We start from the raw sequence: 19,887 nt of genomic DNA on the forward strand, positions 1-19,887 counted from the left end.
ATGTCGTCAGGCCTAAGGAGTCTCTGGTCCGCTGCCGAGGACAGGACCCTCCTGCTAGCACTCGAGTTGTCCCTAGATGCAGAAGCGATCAGTTCGCTCCTTTGGCTCAGAAGGCAATGAAGCAATTCCTCACCGACCAAGTGAATGATCGATTGAAGACAGCCCTTGGCGCTGGCGTCGAGACGCCATCGGCTACTGAAACAGGAGCGAGCAACTCCAGCGAAGCTGCGGCGGTCGAGAATATCGAATCCGATCCCGACGTTGAAACCACGCTTGAGGAACTCGAGGCCTATCAGATAGTTAAGGCGATCGCTGTCGCCGAGGCCAAGCCTCAACGGATCGTTCACCGCGATGCCAAAACCTACTTCGCGGTACTTCTCGATGACAACAATCGAAAGCCTGTCGCAAGACTTCATTTCAACACGAAGCAGAAGTACGTAGGCATCTTCGATGAGGACAAGAAGGAAACACGCCACCCAATCGAGTCCCTTGACGACATTTACCGTTTTGCCGATGAGATCCGTGAAACGGTGAAACGCTACCTGTAGGAACGGGACGACTGCTTAGCCCTGATCACGGTTGTCGCGTCCTGATCCGCCCACCCCCACCGACATCGACTGCACCCTCAACATCACGCGGCAGCTGCTTCTTCGCCACACGACGGCTTGGCGTCAACGGCAGCTCGTTCATGAAGCGCACGTAGCGCGGCAGCTGAAACTGCGGCATCCGACTCTTCGCCCACTCGACCAGTTGCGCGGGGTCAGGCTCAGCACCCTCGACGGGAATCACGAACAGCAGAATCTCCTGTTCGCCGATCTGCGCATCCACTCCCACTGCCGCACACTGATCAATCTCAGGGTGCGCCCCGAAGACCGACTCCACTTGCCATGCCGACACGTTCTCGCCGCGAATGCGGATGCTGTCGTTCGTACGACCCAAGAAGTGGTGGTTGCCATCGTCAGCGCGACGTACGAGGTCACCCGAGTGCCACCAGCCGTCTTGGTGTGACTCACGCGTGGCATCTGGGCGGTTCAGGTAGCCCGGCGTGATCAGGTCAGGGCGCTCGGGCCGGATGATGAGCTCGCCCTCGTCAGCCGAGTCACCCTTGATGCGCGTCTCGAACCACGGCAGCGGCTGCCCGATTCCATCGGATGCGCCCGTCTTGTTGACCGTGACGATGCTCGAGGTCTCAGTCGACCCGTAGCACTCGTGAATCTTCAGCCCGAAGCGCTGCACGATGTCATCCCAGATCTGCGACGTAGCGCCGGCGCCCCATGTGATGCGGGCACCGTGCTCACGCTCGATCGGCGAAGGCTCTGCCGACAGCAGCATCTGCAGCACGCCACCGAGGTGGTGGATGTGCGTTGCGCCGAACGCCGAGACCTCGTGCCAGAACTTGCGAACACTGAGCCGCTCACTCAGCGCCAGTCGCACATCCTTGATCAGCGGCAGCAGCAACAGCTGGGCACCGCCGATGTGAATGAGCGGCTCCCACACGTAGAAGACGTCGCCGTCTTCGGCATCCGTGGTTGCGACCGCGCCCACGACCGAGGCGATCAGCATCGTGTTCGTGACCTGGGCACCCTTCGCCGGGCCCGTGGTGCCCGAGGTGTACATGATCGCGATGGTCTCGGCAGAGATCTCTTCGGCAGGAGCAGACTCCCCCTCTGCTCCCGCGAGCCTGATCGCGGCGATGCCGGGGGCGATCGTCAAGGTCACCGTCGTGCTGCTCTCGACCTCGACGCTGATGGGCGAATCGGGATGCACCAGCACATATGCGGCACCCGAGTCGCGCAGCTGGTGCTGCAACGCCTCACCCTTCAGCTTCGTGTTGAGCGGCACCCAGATCGCACCGATGCGAATCACCGCGAACACGATCGCGATGTGCTCGAGCGAGTTCGCGAGCGCCACCGCCACACGAGTGCCGGGCGTGATTCCGGTCTGCTCGAGCGATGTCTGCATCTCGAGCACTTTGTCAAAGAGCCCGGCTCGGTTGAGTGCTCGTCCGGTCCAGTCGACGCCATAGATCACTTCGGGGTTGCTGTCGACAGAGCGCTCGAGCAGCTCCTTCACCGTGGGGTACTCGTCAAGCACCTGCTGCGGCCGCAGCGCAGCGTGCAGCGAGGGTGTTGCGGGGGCCGGCATTACTCAGCTCCCTCCGATCCCTTTGCGCTTCGCGCAGTGAAGAAGTCCTTGGCCGACTGCTGCGGCTCGCCATCGCTCCAGGCACCCTGGTCGATGACCAGTGCCGCCTCGAATGCCTCAAGCAGTCCCGGCCACATGAGGTCGCGCATCCGCTGCTTCGTGAGCTTGAACGCCAGGGGCGGCTTCGATGCGAGTTCGCGGGCGTCTTCCATTGCTGCTGCAAGCACGTCCTGCTGCTCGACGAGCTTGTGGATCAGGCCTGCCTGCTGCGCTTCGTCTGCGCCCAGCAGGCGACCCGTCAGCATCATGTCTGACGTGCGTGAGTGCCCGAGGCTGTACTGCGTGAGGAAGTGGCCGGTGATGCTCGGGATGCCCGAGTTCACTTCGGGCTGCCCCATGCGCACACCCGAATGAGCGATGCGCCGGTCGCAGATCAGCGCGAGCTGGTAGCCGGAGCCTGCTGCGACGCCGTTGAGGGCGGCCACAACGGGCTTCGGGACCGACAGGATCGAGTCGTAGACGATCTTGAAGTTGTCGAGCCAACCCTCGACGTCGTCAGACGTGAAGTCGGTGATCTCGGCGAGATCCTGGCCAGCGCAGAACGCACGCTCGCCGGTGCCAGTGATGACGATTGCATCGACAGTGTCGTCGGTGCCGTACGCCGTCACAGCGGATGCGAGCTGCTGCTGCATCTCGGTCGTCCAGGCGTTGAGCGAGTCGGGTCGGTTGAGTGTGATGAGTGCGATGCGGTCGCGGGTTTCGAACACGATGTCAGTCATTGTGGTTCCTTACAGATGGGTTGGTCATTGCATGGTCGTGACGGCCCAGCGAGCACGCCGGGCCACAGAAGCGGGGCTCAGCTGGTGGTCATCGCCCAGCGCAGGCGGCGCTGGATCAGTTGCTCGATGAGCTTGTCGGTGAGGTAGCCGGCGGCTCCGATGCTCGCCATCGCCGCGGCAATGTAGTCGAACTGGAACTGGTTGTACGCGAGGATCAGCGTGTAGCCGAGGCCCGACTTCGCACCGAGCATCTCTGCCACGACAACGCACGTCCACGCGATGCCCGCCGCGACGCGCATGCCGGTGGCAATGCTCGGCAGCGTCGCCGGGAGCGTGACTCGCAGGAGCGTCTGTCGCTTGTTCGCCCCGAGCATCCGTGCTGCGTGCACCAGGCTTCCCTCTGAGTAACGCACGCCTGCAAGCGTTGCCACGTAGACCGGAAAGAAGGTCCCGAGTGCCGTGAGGAAGATCGCCGGCGCGTAGCCGATGCCGAAGATGATGAGCGCCATGGGCACCCATGCCGTTACAGAGATCGGGCGGAGGATCGTAATGAACGGGTCGACCATGCCGCGCACGTTCTGCGAGACACCGCTGAACAGGCCCAGCGTGATCGCGAGCACCGCGCCGATCGAGAAGCCGCTGAACACCCGCAGCGCCGATGCACCCAGCGAGGCGAGCCATCCGCCAGCGAAGTAGCTGTCTCCGGCTTGGCCGAACATCCAGACTCGCAATGCCTCGACCGAGTCGGTGAACGTCGGCAGCATGCCGCCGCCGAACGAGCCGGTCGACGCCACGTACTGCCACACGATCACGAAGAGCACCGGCAGGATGACCGCGAGGCCAAACCGCTGCCACCAGGGCATCGATCCGCTGCGCTTCAGCTTCTTGTTCTGCCCTCGGGCTTCACCCGGCGACATCGTTGCGATGGCGCGAGTTCGGTTGCCGATGGCGGCTTCACTGTTGGCGCTTCTGCGCTGCGTCATGCCCGTCATTCGGAGGCTCCGAGTTCGGAGGCCGACTTTCCGGTGGCCGCTTCGAGGTGCGAGTAGTCGAGATGGGTGGCCAGCTTGGGCCCGATGTCCTCACTGTGCTGGCCTGACTCGGTGAGTGCCGTGCCGATGGCGAGCATCTCGTCGGTCGGAAGCTCGTATGTCAGCGTCACACGGTCAGCTGCTGCCGAGATCACGTCGCGATCACCCGCGGCGTAGCTCAGGTAGATATCGACTGCCGGCTGCGGGTCCTGCTGCAGCTCATCGACCTTGCCGGTGTAGACGCTGAGGATCTCGTCGACTGCCTCAGGGTTCTCAGCCACGAAGCTGTCGCTGGCAAGCAGGCCGCTCGAGACCTCGAACGATGCTGAATAGAGGTCTTCCTGCAGAGCAGGCACGACGTCGACGCCGCCAGCAGCGATGGTCTCGCTGATGAGGGGTTCGTACGAGACGGTCGCGTCGATGTCGCCGTTGCGAAGCGCGAGCATCACGTCGGTGCCGTTCTGGAAGTTCAGGTACTCAGCATCTTCGCCCAGCACGACGCCGTTCGCTGCCATCGAGTTGTTCATGTGCAGGTACTCGGCGCTGCCGCGCGAGCCGCCCAAGACCTTGCCTTCGAGGTCGCTCCAGTCCTCGATCTCGGCATCGTCGCGTGCGATGAAGAACGCACCCGAGGTCGAGATGCCCGAGATGTACGAGAGAGGCATGTCCGACTGCGCGAGGCCATCAGCGAAGACGTTGTAGCCAGTGGTCGTCATGTCGACAGCGCCCTGCTGCAGTGCGACGAGTGCCGCTGACGACGACGAGAACTCCACCAGCTCGATGTCGATGTTCTCGGACTCCTCGAGCGCCTGAACGGCCGAGATCCATGCGATGAAGTTGACGGAGGGAATCCAGCCGACCTTCACCTCGGTCTTGCCCGAGCCAGCACACGCCGCCAGGCCGAAGATCATGGCGAGAGCCGCCAGGGATGCAACAAGTTTCTTGATCACTCTTCTACTCCTTCGTAGTCACGCGACGTTGGCGCTGTGCGCGGCGTCATCGTGGAGTTGTTCGAACAGGCTCTGACGCAGGTCTCTGAAGGCCTTGTCATTCGAAACCTGGTAATTGCGGGGCCGCGCAAGCGGCACATCGACGTGGTCGAGAATGCGGCCGGGGCGAGTCGACATGACATAGACGCGATCTGCCAGCAGCAGCGCCTCGTCGATGTCGTGCGTGACGAAGATGACCGTCTTGCGGTCGCGCTCCCAGAGCTCGAGCAGCAGCTCCTGCATGATTATGCGGGTCTGCGCGTCGAGTGCGCCGAATGGCTCATCCATCAGCAGGATGGGCGGGTCGTTGATCAGCACGCGTGCGAGCGACAGTCGCTGGCGCATGCCGCCCGACAGTTCCATCGGCAGTCGATCCTTGAACGGCAGCAGGCCAACGCGCTCGAGGTAGTGGTCGACCTGCTCGGCGACCTCGGCCTTCGACTTGCCGCGCAGCTTCGGGCCGAAGGCCACGTTCTGCGCGCAGGTCAGCCACGGGAACACGTTGGCACTCTGGAACACGACGCCGCGCTCGGGGCCTGGGCCGGCCACCGGCTCGTCGTCGACGAGCACTTCACCGTCAGTGGGCTCGAGGAACCCGGCGATGAGGTTGAGCAGCGTCGACTTGCCGCAGCCGCTCGGGCCCAGTAGGCACACAAACTGCTGGTCGGGTATTGACAGGTTCACATCTGAAAGCGCCAGCACTGGCTCACTGTGCTTCTTGGTGCCGGGGAACTTCACTTCGGCACCGCGAACGGTGATATTTGGCATGCGATTCTCTCCTGAAGGGGTTGTCGTCCTTGACTACAAATCAGCCTTCCCCAGGGCCACCCGTGCTTCTACTGCAGTTTCAATGATGTTTCGGGCCTCGAGCATTAATATTGCTAACGATCGGATGCTGCAGATGCGGAATGGGGAAAACGTGCGGGTAACCTTGACAGCCTTGCAAACACTTGCGGCGGTGGTTGACACCGGATCGTTCGCGGCCGCGAGTCGCGAGCTCGGATACACGCCCTCGGCGGTGTCACAGCAGATCGCCAAGCTCGAGCAGACCCTCGACCTCCGCTTGTTCGATCGGGCCGGCCGCAGCATTCACGCCACCGAGGCAGCGCTGTATCTGCGAGCACGCAGCGCCGAGCTCGTTGGGCTGCTCTCTCAGGTCGAGCGCGACGCAGGTCGTCTCGCAGCCGGGCAGGCAGGGCGCATTCGCATCGGCAGTTTTCGATCGGCGGATGCGCAGCTGCTGAGTCGCTCAGTTGCCCAGTTTCTCGTGCGTCGGCGGGGTGTTGAGGTCGACCTGCACGAGGGCGAACCTTGGGACCTGCTGCCCCAGGTCGTCAGCGGTGACATCGATGTGGCGATCGCGTTTCGCTACGAGGTCGCGTCACCGCCGTGGTCATCTGATGTGCAGGTGATTCCGCTGCTGCGCGAGCCCCTGACGGTCATCGGCTCGCCGAGCCATCGTCTGGCTTCGCATGCATCCGTCGAGCTTGACGAGCTCGAACATGAGGCATGGGCCGGCAACGACACGAGCACCCTCGCGCACGCATGCCTGATGAACACGACCGCGAAGGCCGGCTTTCGACCCGACATCGCCTTTCACAGCAATAACTTCGACGCGCTCTTCGGCCTCGTTCGCAACAAGCTCGCGGTGGCGATGGTGCCGGGTCTGACGTTGGCAGGCAGAACGGATGTGGCGCGCCTGAACGTGACCGACCTGCCGTACCGAGAGGTCGCGGCAGTGGTGCGGATGGGCAGACCCGATCCGCTCGCGCAGGCAGCAATCGACGCGCTGTCGTCAGTGGCCCGCGAGCTTGCCGAAGAGAACGGCTGGGAGCTGCTGGTTGACGCGTGAGGTGCTGGCCGAGGCACAGTGTGCGATACCTCGACCGCCACGCACCCTCAATGCTGAGCCTGATTTCAAGGATCCAGCACGAGCTTTCGTGACGCCCCCCACGCGGACGTTGTTACGGTTGAAGATCGACACCGACGCCGAGGAGCCCTCTTGCCTGACACCGACGAGCACATCCGATTCGACGACCTGGTCGCCGCGATCGATCGCACGCTGCAGGCAGCCGGCGCGTCTCCCGAAGCCGCGAGCATCATGGCTCGCAACTTCGCCGGATGCGAGCGCGACGGAGCCCTCAGCCACGGCGTCTTCCGCGTGCCACAGATCGTCGAGACGCTGAACACCGGCTACCTCGACGGCACCGCCGAGCCGACTGCCGAGGCGGTCTCCCCCACATACATTCGCGTCGATGCCAAGAGCGGGTTCGCGCAGCTCGCAATCGAGCGGGCACGGCCCCTCGCCCTGCAGGCGCTGGAGCAGCACGGCATGGCCGTGATCGCCATCCGCGACTCCCACCACCACAGCGCTCTCTGGCCTGACCTCGAGCCGTTTGCCGATGCCGGCTTCGTGGCGATCACCGCAGTCACCGCCGGGGTTCCGAACACCGCACCTCTGGGCGCCAACAGCCCGGTCTACGGCACAAACCCACTCGCCTACGCGGCCCCGGTCGCCGGCTCGAGGCCGCTGGTAGTCGATTTCGCCACGTCGGCGATGTCGATGGGTGACGTCACTCTCACAGCAAATGAAGGACGCCAGGTGCCTGAGGGCACCGGCCTCGACTCCGAAGGTCAGGCGACCACAGACGCCGCCAAGATCGTAGCTGGGGGCAGCCTGCTGCCCTTCGGCGGCCACAAGGGCGCGGCACTGTCGCTCATGGTCGAGCTGCTGGCGTCGGCCCTGACAGGCGGCGACTTCAGCGTTGAAGCGGCGCCCGGCAAACCCGAGGGCGCTGCCTCAACGCAAACAGGTCAGTTCTTGCTGCTGATTGATCCGAACCGCGGCGGCTCGGCCGACTTCGCAGCTCGCGCCGCCCAATTGATCGGCGTTCTTCGCGACGCTGGCATCGAGCGGATTCCGGCCGACCGCCGATACCGGACCCGAGACGAGGCCGAAGCCCGCGGAATCCCCGTGACACCAGCCATCCGCGAGCTCCTCGCGACGTAGTGAGAGTCGTGCGTCAGTAAGCTGAGCAGCAGCATTCGATTCACGAAAGAAGCCGCGAATGGATCCGACTGACAGGCATGGTGGCGCGCCGCTGTCGATCATGACCAGCCGGTACGCAGTCAGTGAGCTGCTGTGGCAAGACGGCACGTGGCTGTGGGTGCATGACCGGCCCCTCGGAACCCTGACCGACGCCGCGGTGCTCGAGTGCTTCGGCGACGACGCTTTTCGCAGGCGCGACCAGTTGCTCTCCAGCGGCGAGCGCGCGGCACTCCCCCGCATAGCACCGCTTATCGGGCGACGCATCGTCAGCGTGTTTCGCGAAGGCAACTGGCAGATCAACGCCGACGACAGCCGCACTTTTCGGGCCACGAGCGCGCAGAGCAGCCGCTACGGAACACGCACTGTCGAGGTGACCGCGACGACGTCGAACGAGCCCATCGTGCTGCACGTTGACGCAGAGTCTCAGCAGTTCACTAGCGTGCACGATGCAGAGCTACGCCTACGCGCGATCGCCGCGAAGCGGGCCGGCTTCGAGGCACGCATCCCCTCTGGTGCAGAGATGGAGCGCCGCCGCGGGCACATCGTTCGAATGCTGCGACGCACCCCGTGGCCCGTCTACGAACAAGAGGTGCCGCGGTCGATTCGTGCCGTGGCCGACAAGGTCTTCGTGCAGGGTGACTATGCCGTGCTGCTTGACGAGACTGCCGCCGAGAGATGGCCTGAGGTATCCCGCCGATTCGCCCGAGAACTGTTCGACGAGCTGGTTCGCGAGCGCGACTCCGACACCGAGCGAACCGCAATCGAGCTGCGCATCGCCGTGCTCACCACCACCTGGTTTGCGCTGGGTGAACGCCACAGCCCCGTCATCGACTACGCGAACTATGTCACCGAAGTCTGCAAGCGGTGGAGCCTGCGGTACGAACAGTTCGGCTACAACAGCAACGAGACCCTATGGCCCGAGAACGGGTCGGCGCTTCCGGCGGTGCGGTATGAATCACGCGATCGACAGGTGTCTCTCGCATGGTGGAGCTTTCGGCCATCAGCGTCACTCAGCTCGGCCCTAGCTGCCGATGGAACCTTGCGTCACCTCGACGATTCCGAGCGGGCTGCCCTCGCGATTCCAGAAGCGTTCGAAGCCGATGTCGCTCGGGCCGCGACGCTGTATCGCGACGCCGAGCGCGATCGAGAGGGTGCTCGGTACCAGCTCGAGCAGCACCAGGGGCGGCTCGGATTCCCGGCTCTTCCCAGGCGGTTCGCTGCGGGCCCCGACGCGGCGACGGTCAGCTCGCTCTTCGCTCGTCAGCCCCACGGCTTCGTGCTGCGCGGCGACGCATACCTCTGGCAAGCGCTCGAGCGTCGCTTTGCCGCAGAGCCGATGCCGACCATGATCTTCGAGCTGCAGAAACTCGTTCAAGATGCGATCAGCGAGCTGGTCGGCACGGAGTTTCCGCTGGTGGCGACTGCCGCTGAAGAGTCTGTGTACGTTGAGCAGTTCGACACCGGATCAGGCATGTCTGCCGGCCGGGTGCACCTGCGCTGGTGGGAGCACACAGGTGTGCCGATTCTGGTCGACCGCTACCTGCACCTCAAAGAGGCGGCGCAGCAGGCCTCAGGCGCCGGGTCCTGAGCGAAGGATCGCCCTCGCGTACCCGAACCCGGTGAGCACATGCAGAACAGCACCGATCCCTGTCAGCACGACACCGATGAACATCAGCACATCGCTCTCGGGAATCCGACCCACGACGATGAGCGCGAGCCCGAACATGATCGCGGCAGTGCGCACCTTGCCGACCATCGTGACCGGCGGAATCTTCGCGTTGCGGTGAAAGAGCCAGAACACGAACAGCAGCACGTCGGTGCCGGCGATGAGCAGAGCGATCCAGAGCGGCAGGTGGCCGCTGATCACCAGCAGCACCGCGATGGCGACGACACCGATGCGGTCGGCGATCGGATCGATGAGCTCACCCACACGCGACGTCTGCCCGAGCCTGCGGGCGATGAAGCCGTCGACCCAGTCGCTCATGCCGAACAGGGCCACGAGCACGGCAGTCCAGACCGGCGCCTCGTCGTGCAGCAGCAGGATGCCGATCGGCACCACGATCAGCAGACGCGCAACAGTGATCGCATTCGGCAGGGTGAGCCAGTCGCTGCGCGCAGGCCGCGATTCAGTCATGCTGGCTCCTTCTGCATGCGCCAGGCGGCGCGGATGCTGCATACAGCCTATGCGCGAGAGACGGCAAGCGGCACCGACGGGCCGCCCGAGCCTCAGTGGTTGACGAAACTCTACTGATCAAACGCCTGCAAGAACGTCCTGACGCCGGACTGAACATCTTCACGGAGTTGCTCTGGCGTGGAATCGTCACCAGCATCGAGCATCTGATCGACCACTCGCTCGACCCAGACACGACTGTCAAGTTGCGCGATTGCAGCTCGGGTGGCCTCATGGTGTTGACGGCGATGCTTGGGCAGCGTCAGCTGCCGCGCTGCTTCCGCCGCTGCGCGTGGGCCACCTGGGCTGAACAGCAGCACGAATACGAGATCGTACGCATCTTTCGAAAGGCTCCGCGACGACAATGCCGAGGCCTTGGCCACGATATAACCGCCGAGCGTCGCAAACCGCATGGTCACGAACTCAGGTGCGGCGACATCCGTCTCTCGCATCGACTCCGGCACCGCAATGCTGCGGCGCACAGGCTGATCGAGTGCCGCGATCGGGCCCTTCAGATTCTGTGCCGCTACACGAGTCGCACCAGGCAATGCGATGGTCTGCCCCGGGCTGTCATCAACATCACAGAGCAGATCGATGCGCACCCACGACCCCTCAAGCACCGCTTGCCACTGCCAGCCTGCGCCCTCGCCCTCTGAGAACTTCGCCTCGGCGATGAGCTCGTCGAGCCAGCCGAAGTCCTGCTCGTCGCGATCGTAGACGAACCCAAGCTCAAACAGGAGGTCGACATCGGTCGTGCCCATATGAGGCGTGGGCGCGTTCGGTGCGAGAAAATCTGGGTTGAGTCCGCCGATGACGACGAAGTCTTCTGCGTGGTCGCCAGCAAGCAGCGCGAAGCGAACCAGCGCGTCCTGAGCTCGATTGCGCGCGTTTCTCGACCGAGGTTCAGAAGCCAATGGCGACCTCCCTGAGATGCTCGGCCGCCTCTTCCAGGCGACCACCGCGGTGCACGAGGTCTGCGTACACTCTGACCGCGGGCGCGACCGGAACCCCGCCGCTGCGTTCAGCAAGTGCGAACAGATGCGGCTCCGCCGTCTTCAGCATGATGCGACCGCCCGACCGAACTTCTCTGACGTCGGGGACCGCAGTCAGCATCCGTCGGATCTCGTGCAGCTCACCCTGCGCGATGTAGGCCCTCAAGTCGACTGTCTGTGTGAGAAACGGTGCGATCTGCTCCGCTGCGACGGCACCCGAAACTGCCCACTCGGAGTCGCCGATGACGTCGTTAAGCAACTCAAGCGAACGCTGGGGTTCACGCCAGGGCACATGCAGCTGCACCCGGTCACCAGCGTTCATCGACTGGCGAGCCGCCCAGTCGCTGAGCAGCGCTCCTGGGTCACGCAGCGCTCGACCCGCCGTCGGCCCTCGCGAGGCGCCCACTTTCTCGGTGTAGCCGGCTTCGTCGAAGTCAGTCAGCGCCTTGGCTGTGCTCGAGTAGGAGAGTCGCGCCGCGTCGGCTATCTCAGCGATGCTTGCGAGGCGTGCATTTGCGCCCGCTCCCTCACGCCTGTGCGTCTCGAGAATCACCTCGGCCGCAGCGGCAACGGATGCGCTCCATCTGGGTCTGCGCTCTGCTCTTCGCTTCGCCGGCTCAAGTCGAGAAAGGAGAAATCCGGACGCCGTGTGAATGCTCGCGAACCCTGCCGAGTCAGCCCACGAGACGTCCTCGTCATCAAGCAGCTGACGAGATCCGATCGAAATCCGGCGACCGGTCACAACCGGTGTCACGCCGTCGGCTGTCCCACTCCGGATACCGGGGAGTGCCCTCTGCACATCGGATGGGTACCCTTCGCCAACCCACACCGGCGCGAGGATGTGCTCGTGCTCTCCCACGATGATGCTCAGAGATCCGCCCACCGCCTCTGTGCGCATAGTCGATGGAATGACTTGTCGAAGCACAGTCAATCCAGGGTTTTCTCGAGTATCCATGGTTTTCACTATACCTGGCGAATACCTGGTTTTCTCAAGAAAACTATCCATTCACTGGATCTCGAGAAAACTGCCGTGGCGATGCAGTCGGTTGCTACCGTTGACGCATGTCACAGCAGTCACCGCTCTCGCCCGGCAGCAATGCGTTTCCCGAGCACGTCTTCACCATCCTCGGCGAGGGGCTGCAGGTGCAGGAGAAGCGCATCGGCGGCTCGATCATGGTCGCAGCCGGCACCGTGAACGACGGGCCACGCACCCTCATGACTGCAGGCGCCTCGCGTCTGCCCACCTACGACGGCAGCCACGTCGAGCTCGCCGTCGAGGTGGCCCCCGACCAAGACGGCGCGGCAGTCATCGCCATGCAACACGTCTGCAACGACATCTTCACCAACCGCCGCACTCCCCCTGTCGAGTCGCCGTGGCGCAACCCCGAGCCCTTCCTGACGGGCACCCAAATCAACAGCATCGTCGCCACCGGGTCGCGCTGGGGTGCCGAGTTCGACGAGGTTCGCGAGCCCGACGGATCACTCGTCGGACACGTGCGCACACTGCGACTCCTGACCGACGCCGAGGCGCAGTTCGTCACGGAACACGGATGGGCAGCACTCGTCGAGCACGCCGGCTCACTTGACGCGCTGCTCGATGTCGAACGCGAAAGCACCGTCGCGGGTTGAGCACTTCGGGTGCCGTGATCGTCACCGATGGCGGGGTGCGGGTTGCGTGGGGTTTCGTGACGCTTGCGACTCCGTCGCGAGCTCCTCAACCACCGAGGGTGACGCTTGCGACCCCGTCGCGAGCTGTGGGGTCAGCAGTGTCTGGCTGCGAGTCAGACTCGCCCTTGTTCGAAGCGACGCAGCCGTCGTTGCCGATGATGCCCGCAACCTTCGCTTCGCCGAACACGAGCCTCGCGCGCTCGTCCCGGTCGCCTGGGCGCACTCCCTTGCTGCGCAACTCGTCGGCCTTGGCGTCGACGGCCTCGAGCAGCTGGACGTAGCTGAGCGCCTCGGATCCGTCGTCGATCGCAGAGGCATCCGGATGCGCGGCAGCGCTGGCGCGCAGAATGTCGATGAGCGTGCGCTCGGCAGTCACCAAGTGACCTCGATCGAGAGCGGGCTGGCTGTGCGCTGCTGTGTTCACGTGCTGGCGGTCTCTCGGGATTGCGGCAATTCTGGGACGCATGCAGTATCTCACCGAGCATGCTTCAGAAGCGCTGGCGCACGGAGGATTCGCCGGTTCGACACCGAGTTTTCACTTCTGCACAAGCCCCTTGCACCGATATTTGGCGCCGCTATGCTTGCACCACCATTTGCACACTGTCGTAGCGGAAGGAATCATCATGAGCATGGGACTCGGCATTGCGCTGTTCGTCATCGGAGCCATTCTGGTTTGGGCTCTCAACATCGACGTGCAGGGCGTCGACATCAACATGATCGGCTACATCCTGATGGGCGCCGGCGTCATCATCTTCCTCATCGGACTCGTGATGCTGTTCCGTCGCCGAAGCGTCACCACGACGCAGCGCACCGCTGTTGACGACGTCACGGGCGAGCGCATCACGCGCACCGACCAGCGCGACGACATCTAGGCCGCGCAAGCAGAAAGCCCTCGCATCTGCGAGGGCCTTTTTGCTGGGGTACCTGGACTCGAACCAAGAATGGCGGTACCAGAAACCGCTGTGTTGCCAATTACACCATACCCCAAGAGGTCTGCCGAATACACGGCGAACCAAGTGACAACCTTAGCGCAGATTCACGCCAGTCGCCAAACCGCGCAGAAGAAGAATCGGCGGGGGTTTCGTGGCTCCGCGCTGCACGCTGCGCACCTCAACCGCCGAAGTCGCACGCTGGTTGAGGAAGGCACCCGCGCAGCGCGTGCCTGTCACGAAACCCCGCACCTCAACCGCCGAAGTCACGCGCTGGTTGAGGAAGGCACCCGCGAAGCGCGTGCCTGTCACGAAACCCCGCACCTCAACCGCCGAAGAGAGCTCGGCCCCTACAGCTCGCGCCCGATCAGGTCGCGGTTGATCACGCTTGCAGCGACCGTGCCCTGCCCCGCAGCGACCTGCAGCTGCCTGAAGCCAGGCGTGATGTCGCCTGCCGCGTACACGCCGAGCACGCTGGTGCGCTGTTTGCGGTCGACCTCGACGAGCCCGTGCTCGTCGACTTCAAGCCCGAGACGCTCAGCGAACCCTAGCGTCGCGTGCCATTCAGGCCTGACGAACCCTGCCGTGCGCTCGTGACGCGATCCGTCTTCGAGAAGCACTGCCTGCATCCCGTCGCGTCCGCCTTCGATGCCCGCGATCGGCGAGTCGTAGACCTCGACTCCGAGCCGAGCCAGCTGGTCGTTGTCGGCGACCGAAACCGCACCCGAGCCATTCGTGAACACCTTGAGGTCTCGCGAGAACTGCCGCACGATCAGTGCGCGGTCGGCGACGTCTTCAGTCTCGCCGATCAGCGCGAGCGCCTGGCCCCGCTTGTCGTAGCCGTCGCAGTCCATGCACGAGTGCAGGCTGGTGCCGTACCAGGGGCGCACGTGCTCCTGCACCGGCAGCGTCTCGGTCTGCCCCGTCGCGATCAGCACGGTGCGCGCGTGCCACTCGCTCTGCTCCTGCGAGCCGGGCTTGCGCGCGACGACGATGAAGTTGCCGTCTGGCAGCGGTGACACCGAGGTGACGATCGTGCGCTCGTACTGCACATGCGGATACGCCAGCACTTCTTCGCGGCCGAGCTTGCGCAGCTCGAGCGGCGAGATGCCGTCGCGGGTGAGGTAGCCGTGCGACACGAGCGTCGCCGCGTGACGCGGACGGTTCGAGTCGAGCAGCATCACCGTGCGGCGCATGCGGGCGAGCCCGAGCGTTGCTGCGAGGCCGCCCGGCCCCGCACCGATCACGACGGCGTCGAGCACTTCAGTCACAGCTTCTCCATCAGTCGGCGGATGCGCGCGACAGTCTCGTCGCGGCCGAGCAGCTCCATGGATTCGAAGAGGGGCGGCGAGACCTTGCGGCCTGTCACAGCAACGCGCAGCGCCGTGAAGGCGACGCGCGGCTTGAGCTCCATCTCGTCGATCAGCAGTCCGCGAAGCGCAGCCTCGATCGACCCGGTCTCGAACTGCTCGAACTCCTCGAGCTCTTCGAGAACCCTGATCGACCCTGCCAGGATGCCCTCGGCATCCGCCCCGAGCTTCTCGACGGTCGGCATGTCGTACTCGACGTCTTCGGCCGTGACGAACAGGAAGCCCATCATGTCCTCTGCCTGGCCGATCAGCTGCATGCGCTCCTGCACGAGCGGCGCCGCCTTGGCCAGCAGTGCGCGCTGCTGCTCGTCGGGCTCGCCGCCGAACACGCCCTTCAGGTACGGCACGAGGCGCTCGGCGAAGTCGTCGGCTGCGAGCATGCGCACGTGGTCGCCGTTGATCGACTCGGCCTTCTTCGCGTCAAATCGCGAGGGGTTGGGGTTGACGTCTGCGACGTCGAACGCGGCGATCAGCTCGTCGCGAGTGAAGACGTCACGGTCGGATGCGATGGCCCAGCCGAGCAGCGAGAGGTAGTTGAGCAGGCCCTCGGGGATGAACCCGGCCTCGCGCAGCAGAAAGAGGTTCGACTGCGGGTCGCGCTTCGAGAGCTTCTTGTTGCCGTCGCCCATGACGTAGGGCAGGTGGCCGAACTGCGGGATCTCTGTGACCACACCGGCCTCTGCCAGTGCGCGGTAGAGCGCGATCTGACGCGGCGTCGACGAGAGCAGGTCTTCGCCGCGCAGCACGTGCGTGACGCCCATGAGCGCGTCGTCAACAGGATTGACGAACGTGTAGAGCGGAGCACCGTTCGGACGAACTACGACGAAGTCGGTGAATGACCCGGCCGGGAATGTGATCTCACCGCGCACGAGGTCGGTGAACGAGAGGTCTTCGTCAGGCACGCGCAGTCGCAGGCTCGGCTGACGGCCCTCGGCCTTGAACGCTTCACGCTGCTCGTCGGTGAGGTCACGCTCGTGGTTGTCGTAGCCCTGGCGCGGGTCGCGGCCGGCAGCCTTGTTGCGCTCTTCCATCTCCTCGCCCGTGATGAACGACTCGTAGAGATGGCCAGTGGCCTTGAGCTTCTCGATGACCTCCTGGTAAATGTCACCGCGCTCGCTCTGACGGTAGGGCGCATTGGGTCCACCCGTCTCGACGCCCTCGTCCCAGTCGATGCCGAGCCACTGCATCGCCTCGAGCAGCTGCTCGTACGACTCCTGACTGTCGCGGGCGGCGTCGGTGTCTTCGATTCGGAACACCATCTTTCCGCCCGTGTGCCGCGCATACGCCCAGTTGAAGAGGGCGGTGCGGATCAGGCCGACGTGTGGTGTTCCGGTAGGCGACGGGCAGAAGCGAACGACGACATCGGAACCGGTTGCAGAAGAAAAAGGCACGCTCATGATGCCTATGAGTCTATTCCCATAGGACTAGCATCAAGAGGTGTTCAAACGCCTCTGGATTCCGGTCACCGGAACAAGCTGGCGAAACATCGCGTTCAGGCTCGTCGTGCTGCAGATCGGGCTCATGCTCTACGGCTTCGCGATCTCGTTCATGGTCGATGCCGACATCGGCGCTTCGCCTTGGGATGTCTTGGGTCTCGGCGTCGCAATGCACACTCCGTTCTCGTTCGGCGTCGCCTCGGTGCTCATCTCGGTGGTCGTGCTCGTGCTGTGGCTGCCGCTGCGCCAGAAATTCGGCCTGGGTTCGCTGCTGAACGGGCTGACCGTCGGCCTCTGGGCTGATGTCGGCCGCTGGTTCACCGTTACGCCCGACGCCTGGTGGCTGGCGTGGCTGCAGTTTCTGTTCGGCATGGTGCTGCTCGCGTGGGCGACGGCGATGTACGTCAGCGCCGGCTACGGGCCCGGACCTCGCGACGGTCTGATGACCGGCCTCACCCGCGTCACGAAGTGGCCGCTGTGGGTCGTTCGCACGCTGCTCGAGATCACGGTCGTCATCATCGGATTCGCGCTCGGCGGACCAGTCTGGTTCGGCACGGTCGTGTTCGCACTGGCGATCGGACCGCTGATTCAGATGTTCCTCCCCTGGTGGCAGAAATGGATGCGCGCTCACGCCGCGCGGGACCGGCGACGGCTGGGCGAGGAGCCAGAGGCGGCCTGAGGTCGCGGGTGGCTTGGGCAAGCTGGGTTTGCTTGGTCAGGTTGATTCGGTCAGGCCTTGCTTGGCTCGGTCAGGCTGGTTTGGTCGCCTTGCCATCGAGCCAGAGCGTGTCTGACTCGTCGCTGTGCGAGCCGCCTGACCCGACGTGCTTCGCGTCGATCTTCGGCCCCTTCTTGATCACGTGCACGAGCGCCATGCCGTGCCCGCGGCCGAGGCCGTAGTCAGCCTTCAGCCATTCGAGGATCTCGCCCGCCTTCACGCCGTCTGCAGCGTAGCCGCGCTCATTCGCGATGTCGACGAGCTGCCTCGGCGTCAGCCCGGTCTTGTCTTCGACGGCATCCAAGTAGGCCTGGAATGACATGGCTGGCTCCTCTGCGGCCGCGTTCGAGACGGATGTCGCCTCGTTTTTGGAGCGTACGCCGCGGACGCGACGTTGGCAATGGCCCGCTTGGGTTATTTATAGTACTAACGTTCTAGTAAAGCTTGAACACACTTGAGAATACGCGACTCAGGAGGTTGCACGCACCCTCAGAATATGGGAAACTGTGTACTAGCAAACGAATCGGGGTGAGCACATGGGCGCATTGGCGGCAGTTCCTGCAGCGGCACGGCACGATGCCTCCCTCGCCGATGCGACTGCTGCGCTGCGCCAGGCCGCCCAGGTGTTCGAAAGCGCCTACACCGCTGCCATCGACCGGTTCGACGAGGCCTCCGACCGCGAGCGCCTCGACATGGTCGTCGCGATCGGCCAGATCTCCCTCACGCATGAGGCACTGCTGAGCAAGTACTCGCAGATGCTCGACACTGTGCAGGGCACCGAGGCCGCAAAGTCCTGCGGCTACAGCTCGACCGCAGACCTGCTGCAGCACGAGCACGGGCTGCGAAAGTCAGACGCCGATGCCTATGTGCGTCTTGCCGCACTGCTCGAACGACGCGAGTATCCGGCCCTCGCAGACGCCGTCGACTCTGGCGCCGTCTCTTCGAAGCAGGCCATCGTGATCGCACGCTTTCTCGACCGCAGCCGCCGACGCGGATGCGGCGACGACCTGATCGGCCGCATGGACGGCTTCGCAACCGACTTCGCTGTCGGCGCCGACACCAACGCGCCACTCAAGCCAGAGGCCCTCAAAACGCTCATCCGCTCATGGCTGGCCGAAGAAGACCCCGAGTCGGTGCAGCTCACAGAAGACCAGCAGCACGACTTTCGCGAGTGCTCGTACTTCATCCGCGAAGACGGCATGGTCAGTATCCACGCGCTGCTGCCCGCAGCCCTCGGAGCAGCCGTGATTCAGTACCTCGACGCCAACGCCGCTCCCCGCGTGCTCATCGTCGACGCCGACGAAGTCGACGACCTCGAGCCGCGCGACGGCCGCCGGCGCAAGCAGAAGGCTGCTGACGCATTCGTCAGAGCATTCGAGGTTGTCGCAAAGTCGAAGCACACGTCGATCCAGGGCGGAGCCGCCCCGACGCTGCTCGTCACCGTCAAGGCAAGCGAGCTCGAGAAGCACGCAAAGGGCTCCCCCGCCGTCGCTCACCTCGACCGCACACAAGAGGTCGTGCCGGCTGCCGAAGCAGCTCGCATCGTCTGCGACGGAGCCATTCAGACAGCGATCACCGACGACAGCGGCCACGTGCTCAAGCTCGGTCGAAGCCAGAGGCTCTTCACTCCAGATCAGCGAAGAGCAATCACCGCGAAGTATCGAACATGCCAGGCACCATCATGTGACATACCCGGCAACTGGGCCGAGATCCATCATGTGCAGCACTGGCAAGACGGCGGACGCACCGACATCGACAACGGAGTGCCCCTCTGCAACTTCCACCACCACGAAGTGCACCGCGATCGCCTGCAGATCGTTCACGACCCGAAGACGGGCGACTTCAGGGTGACCAGACGGATGCGCCGGTGAACAGCAGCGCGTCAGTGACGCAAGTCGCTGCCCCCGTTGGGCGAGGGCCGCACCTCGTCGCGAAGCAGGCCCATCCGCTGGTCGAGCTCAGCAGCGACGCGAGCAGAGTCAGAGATCTGCTCGGCAAGGTGCTCGGGCAGCTCGCTGTCGTACTTGTAGCGAAGCTTGTGCTCGATGCTCGCCCAGAAGTCCATCGCAATCGTGCGAATCTGCAGCTCGACCGGCACATACTCGGTGTGCGTCGACAAGAACACCGGAATCTGCACAATGAGATGCAGCGACCGGTAGCCGTTCTCCTTGGGCTCTGCGATGTAGTCCTTCGTCTGCAGCACCGTCACGTCGGGCTGCTTCGACAGCATCTCGGCCATCCAGTACACGTCAGAGACGAAGCTGCAGGTGATTCGAATGCCCGCGATATCGGTGATCTCTCCACGGATGCTGTCGACCGTGAGCGCACATCCGCACTTCAATGCCTTTCTGAAGACACTCTCGTGCGACTTCAGCCTTCCCCGAACGTGCTCGATGGGGCTGTAGTCGTGAATCTGCTCGAACTCCTTGCGCAGAATCTCGATCTTGGTCGAGACCTCTTCGATGCCGAACTCGTAGTAGAGAAACAGCTTGCGCAGGTCAGCCATGAGCGTGCGGATCTGCACGAGCTGCTGCTCGGCATCCGCCTCTTCGCGAAACTGCTCGAGCAGCATGCCCTGCAGCCGAGCGACGTCAGTCTGGTCGTCCATAGT

Annotated in this window: 20 protein-coding genes, 1 tRNA gene and 1 pseudogene; 8 read left to right on the forward strand and 14 right to left on the reverse strand. The window is 64.0% G+C overall.

Features of this window, described 5'->3' with window-relative positions; translation table 11 throughout:
* Nucleotides 1–86: 86 nt before the first annotated feature.
* Nucleotides 87–548: pseudogene (locus CZ674_RS10605) on the forward strand (restriction endonuclease); the annotation flags it as partial.
* A 25-nt stretch (nucleotides 549–573) separates the two neighbouring features.
* Here the strand turns inward: CZ674_RS10605 and CZ674_RS10610 are convergent.
* The 5 genes from CZ674_RS10610 to CZ674_RS10630 all read right to left on the reverse strand — a co-directional run bounded on the left by CZ674_RS10610 (nucleotide 574) and on the right by CZ674_RS10630 (nucleotide 5,712).
* Nucleotides 574–2,145 (reverse strand): AMP-binding protein, encoded by a 1,572-nt coding sequence (locus tag CZ674_RS10610; RefSeq protein WP_086992502.1) that lies wholly within the window; start codon nucleotides 2,143–2,145, stop codon nucleotides 574–576.
* Nucleotides 2,145–2,924: an enoyl-CoA hydratase/isomerase family protein gene (locus CZ674_RS10615; protein WP_086992503.1), complete on the reverse strand. Its 780-nt coding sequence runs from the start codon at nucleotides 2,922–2,924 to the stop codon at nucleotides 2,145–2,147. Before CZ674_RS10615 ends, CZ674_RS10610 begins: the two co-directional genes overlap by 1 nt.
* Nucleotides 2,925–3,001: 77 nt before the next feature.
* Nucleotides 3,002–3,907 (reverse strand): ABC transporter permease, encoded by a 906-nt coding sequence (locus CZ674_RS10620; RefSeq protein WP_159456966.1) that lies wholly within the window; start codon nucleotides 3,905–3,907, stop codon nucleotides 3,002–3,004.
* A gap of 5 nt (nucleotides 3,908–3,912) precedes the next feature.
* A complete protein-coding gene (locus CZ674_RS10625) occupies nucleotides 3,913–4,905 on the reverse strand; it encodes an ABC transporter substrate-binding protein (protein WP_086992505.1) in 993 nt (330 codons plus the stop codon).
* Between the two features lie 18 nt (nucleotides 4,906–4,923).
* Complete coding sequence (locus CZ674_RS10630) at nucleotides 4,924–5,712, reverse strand: ABC transporter ATP-binding protein (protein WP_086992506.1); 789 nt, start codon at nucleotides 5,710–5,712, stop codon at nucleotides 4,924–4,926.
* Between the two features lie 133 nt (nucleotides 5,713–5,845).
* Between CZ674_RS10630 and CZ674_RS10635 the strand changes: the two genes are divergently transcribed.
* The 3 genes from CZ674_RS10635 to CZ674_RS10645 all read left to right on the forward strand — a co-directional run bounded on the left by CZ674_RS10635 (nucleotide 5,846) and on the right by CZ674_RS10645 (nucleotide 9,581).
* Nucleotides 5,846–6,796, forward strand: coding sequence for a LysR family transcriptional regulator (locus tag CZ674_RS10635; protein WP_268802401.1), 951 nt, complete (start codon nucleotides 5,846–5,848; stop codon nucleotides 6,794–6,796).
* Between the two features lie 150 nt (nucleotides 6,797–6,946).
* Complete coding sequence (locus CZ674_RS10640) at nucleotides 6,947–7,954, forward strand: Ldh family oxidoreductase (protein WP_200810094.1); 1,008 nt, start codon at nucleotides 6,947–6,949, stop codon at nucleotides 7,952–7,954.
* A 58-nt stretch (nucleotides 7,955–8,012) separates the two neighbouring features.
* A complete protein-coding gene (locus CZ674_RS10645; protein WP_086992508.1) occupies nucleotides 8,013–9,581 on the forward strand; it encodes a hypothetical protein in 1,569 nt (522 codons plus the stop codon).
* Here CZ674_RS10645 and CZ674_RS10650 read toward each other — a convergent pair.
* The 3 genes from CZ674_RS10650 to CZ674_RS10660 form a co-directional block, all read right to left on the reverse strand.
* Entirely contained in the window at nucleotides 9,564–10,127 is a 564-nt protein-coding gene (locus CZ674_RS10650) for a CDP-alcohol phosphatidyltransferase family protein (RefSeq protein ID WP_086992509.1), read from the reverse strand. The two genes, CZ674_RS10645 and CZ674_RS10650, sit on opposite strands and share 18 nt — an antisense overlap.
* Nucleotides 10,128–10,237: 110 nt before the next feature.
* A complete protein-coding gene (locus tag CZ674_RS10655) occupies nucleotides 10,238–11,077 on the reverse strand; it encodes a hypothetical protein (RefSeq protein WP_086992510.1) in 840 nt (279 codons plus the stop codon).
* Nucleotides 11,067–11,909, reverse strand: coding sequence for a type IV toxin-antitoxin system AbiEi family antitoxin (locus tag CZ674_RS10660; RefSeq protein ID WP_143244721.1), 843 nt, complete (start codon nucleotides 11,907–11,909; stop codon nucleotides 11,067–11,069). The genes CZ674_RS10655 and CZ674_RS10660 overlap by 11 nt, the downstream gene beginning before the upstream one ends.
* Before the next feature lie 308 nt (nucleotides 11,910–12,217).
* Between CZ674_RS10660 and CZ674_RS10665 the strand changes: the two genes are divergently transcribed.
* Nucleotides 12,218–12,784, forward strand: coding sequence for a suppressor of fused domain protein (locus tag CZ674_RS10665; RefSeq protein WP_086992512.1), 567 nt, complete (start codon nucleotides 12,218–12,220; stop codon nucleotides 12,782–12,784).
* 85 nt (nucleotides 12,785–12,869) lie between these two features.
* Here CZ674_RS10665 and CZ674_RS10670 read toward each other — a convergent pair whose 3' ends face one another.
* Nucleotides 12,870–13,247: a hypothetical protein gene (locus CZ674_RS10670; protein WP_200810095.1), complete on the reverse strand. Its 378-nt coding sequence runs from the start codon at nucleotides 13,245–13,247 to the stop codon at nucleotides 12,870–12,872.
* Between the two features lie 199 nt (nucleotides 13,248–13,446).
* Here CZ674_RS10670 and CZ674_RS10675 point away from each other — a divergent pair, with 199 nt between their 5' ends.
* The gene (locus tag CZ674_RS10675; protein WP_086992513.1) at nucleotides 13,447–13,695 is read left to right on the forward strand and encodes a DUF6458 family protein; all 249 of its coding nucleotides are present in this window, start codon (nucleotides 13,447–13,449) and stop codon (nucleotides 13,693–13,695) included.
* A 43-nt stretch (nucleotides 13,696–13,738) separates the two neighbouring features.
* On the opposite strand, the gene CZ674_RS10680 is transcribed toward CZ674_RS10675, so the two are convergent.
* The 3 genes from CZ674_RS10680 to gltX form a co-directional block, all read right to left on the reverse strand.
* Nucleotides 13,739–13,810, reverse strand: a tRNA-Gln gene (locus CZ674_RS10680).
* Nucleotides 13,811–14,102: 292 nt separating this feature from the next.
* Complete coding sequence (locus CZ674_RS10685; protein ID WP_086992514.1) at nucleotides 14,103–15,023, reverse strand: NAD(P)/FAD-dependent oxidoreductase; 921 nt, start codon at nucleotides 15,021–15,023, stop codon at nucleotides 14,103–14,105.
* The gene (gene gltX / locus CZ674_RS10690) at nucleotides 15,020–16,519 is read right to left on the reverse strand and encodes a glutamate--tRNA ligase (RefSeq protein WP_086992515.1); all 1,500 of its coding nucleotides are present in this window, start codon (nucleotides 16,517–16,519) and stop codon (nucleotides 15,020–15,022) included. The genes CZ674_RS10685 and gltX overlap by 4 nt, the downstream gene beginning before the upstream one ends.
* A 40-nt stretch (nucleotides 16,520–16,559) precedes the next feature.
* Between gltX and yczE the strand changes: the two genes are divergently transcribed.
* On the forward strand, nucleotides 16,560–17,237 hold the full coding sequence (yczE, locus tag CZ674_RS10695; RefSeq protein WP_200810096.1) for a membrane protein YczE: 678 nt from the start codon (nucleotides 16,560–16,562) through the stop codon (nucleotides 17,235–17,237).
* A gap of 70 nt (nucleotides 17,238–17,307) precedes the next feature.
* Here yczE and CZ674_RS10700 read toward each other — a convergent pair whose 3' ends face one another.
* Nucleotides 17,308–17,598 carry a DUF4287 domain-containing protein gene (locus tag CZ674_RS10700; protein WP_086992516.1) on the reverse strand — a complete coding sequence of 97 codons (291 nt, stop codon included), beginning with the start codon at nucleotides 17,596–17,598 and terminating at the stop codon, nucleotides 17,308–17,310.
* Nucleotides 17,599–17,812: 214 nt separating this feature from the next.
* On the opposite strand from CZ674_RS10700, the gene CZ674_RS10705 reads away from it, so the two are divergent.
* Nucleotides 17,813–19,147, forward strand: a complete 1,335-nt coding sequence (locus CZ674_RS10705) for an HNH endonuclease signature motif containing protein (protein WP_086992517.1) — start codon at nucleotides 17,813–17,815, stop codon at nucleotides 19,145–19,147.
* 11 nt (nucleotides 19,148–19,158) lie between these two features.
* On the opposite strand, the gene CZ674_RS10710 is transcribed toward CZ674_RS10705, so the two are convergent.
* Nucleotides 19,159–19,884 (reverse strand): GTP pyrophosphokinase, encoded by a 726-nt coding sequence (locus CZ674_RS10710; RefSeq protein ID WP_086992518.1) that lies wholly within the window; start codon nucleotides 19,882–19,884, stop codon nucleotides 19,159–19,161.
* Nucleotides 19,885–19,887: the final 3 nt, after the last annotated feature.

Origin of the sequence: Agrococcus casei LMG 22410 (assembly GCF_900163565.1) — a bacterium.
GTDB classification, from domain to species: Bacteria; Actinomycetota; Actinomycetes; order Actinomycetales; family Microbacteriaceae; genus Agrococcus; species Agrococcus casei.

Bases quoted from the DNA above. Each gene is read 5' to 3' on its own strand.
- CZ674_RS10610 (WP_086992502.1), bottom strand. From the start codon at position 2,145: ATGCCGGCCCCCGCAACACCCTCGCTGCACGCTGCGCTGCGGCCGCAG.
- CZ674_RS10615 (WP_086992503.1), bottom strand. From the start codon at position 2,924: ATGACTGACATCGTGTTCGAAACCCGCGACCGCATCGCACTCATCACA.
- CZ674_RS10620 (WP_159456966.1), bottom strand. From the start codon at position 3,907: ATGACGCAGCGCAGAAGCGCCAACAGTGAAGCCGCCATCGGCAACCGA.
- CZ674_RS10630 (WP_086992506.1), bottom strand. From the start codon at position 5,712: ATGCCAAATATCACCGTTCGCGGTGCCGAAGTGAAGTTCCCCGGCACC.
- CZ674_RS10635 (WP_268802401.1), top strand. From the start codon at position 5,846: ATGCGGAATGGGGAAAACGTGCGGGTAACCTTGACAGCCTTGCAAACA.
- CZ674_RS10645 (WP_086992508.1), top strand. From the start codon at position 8,013: ATGGATCCGACTGACAGGCATGGTGGCGCGCCGCTGTCGATCATGACC.
- CZ674_RS10650 (WP_086992509.1), bottom strand. From the start codon at position 10,127: ATGACTGAATCGCGGCCTGCGCGCAGCGACTGGCTCACCCTGCCGAAT.
- CZ674_RS10665 (WP_086992512.1), top strand. From the start codon at position 12,218: ATGTCACAGCAGTCACCGCTCTCGCCCGGCAGCAATGCGTTTCCCGAG.
- CZ674_RS10675 (WP_086992513.1), top strand. From the start codon at position 13,447: ATGAGCATGGGACTCGGCATTGCGCTGTTCGTCATCGGAGCCATTCTG.
- gltX (WP_086992515.1), bottom strand. From the start codon at position 16,519: ATGAGCGTGCCTTTTTCTTCTGCAACCGGTTCCGATGTCGTCGTTCGC.
- CZ674_RS10700 (WP_086992516.1), bottom strand. From the start codon at position 17,598: ATGTCATTCCAGGCCTACTTGGATGCCGTCGAAGACAAGACCGGGCTG.
- CZ674_RS10705 (WP_086992517.1), top strand. From the start codon at position 17,813: ATGGGCGCATTGGCGGCAGTTCCTGCAGCGGCACGGCACGATGCCTCC.
- CZ674_RS10710 (WP_086992518.1), bottom strand. From the start codon at position 19,884: ATGGACGACCAGACTGACGTCGCTCGGCTGCAGGGCATGCTGCTCGAG.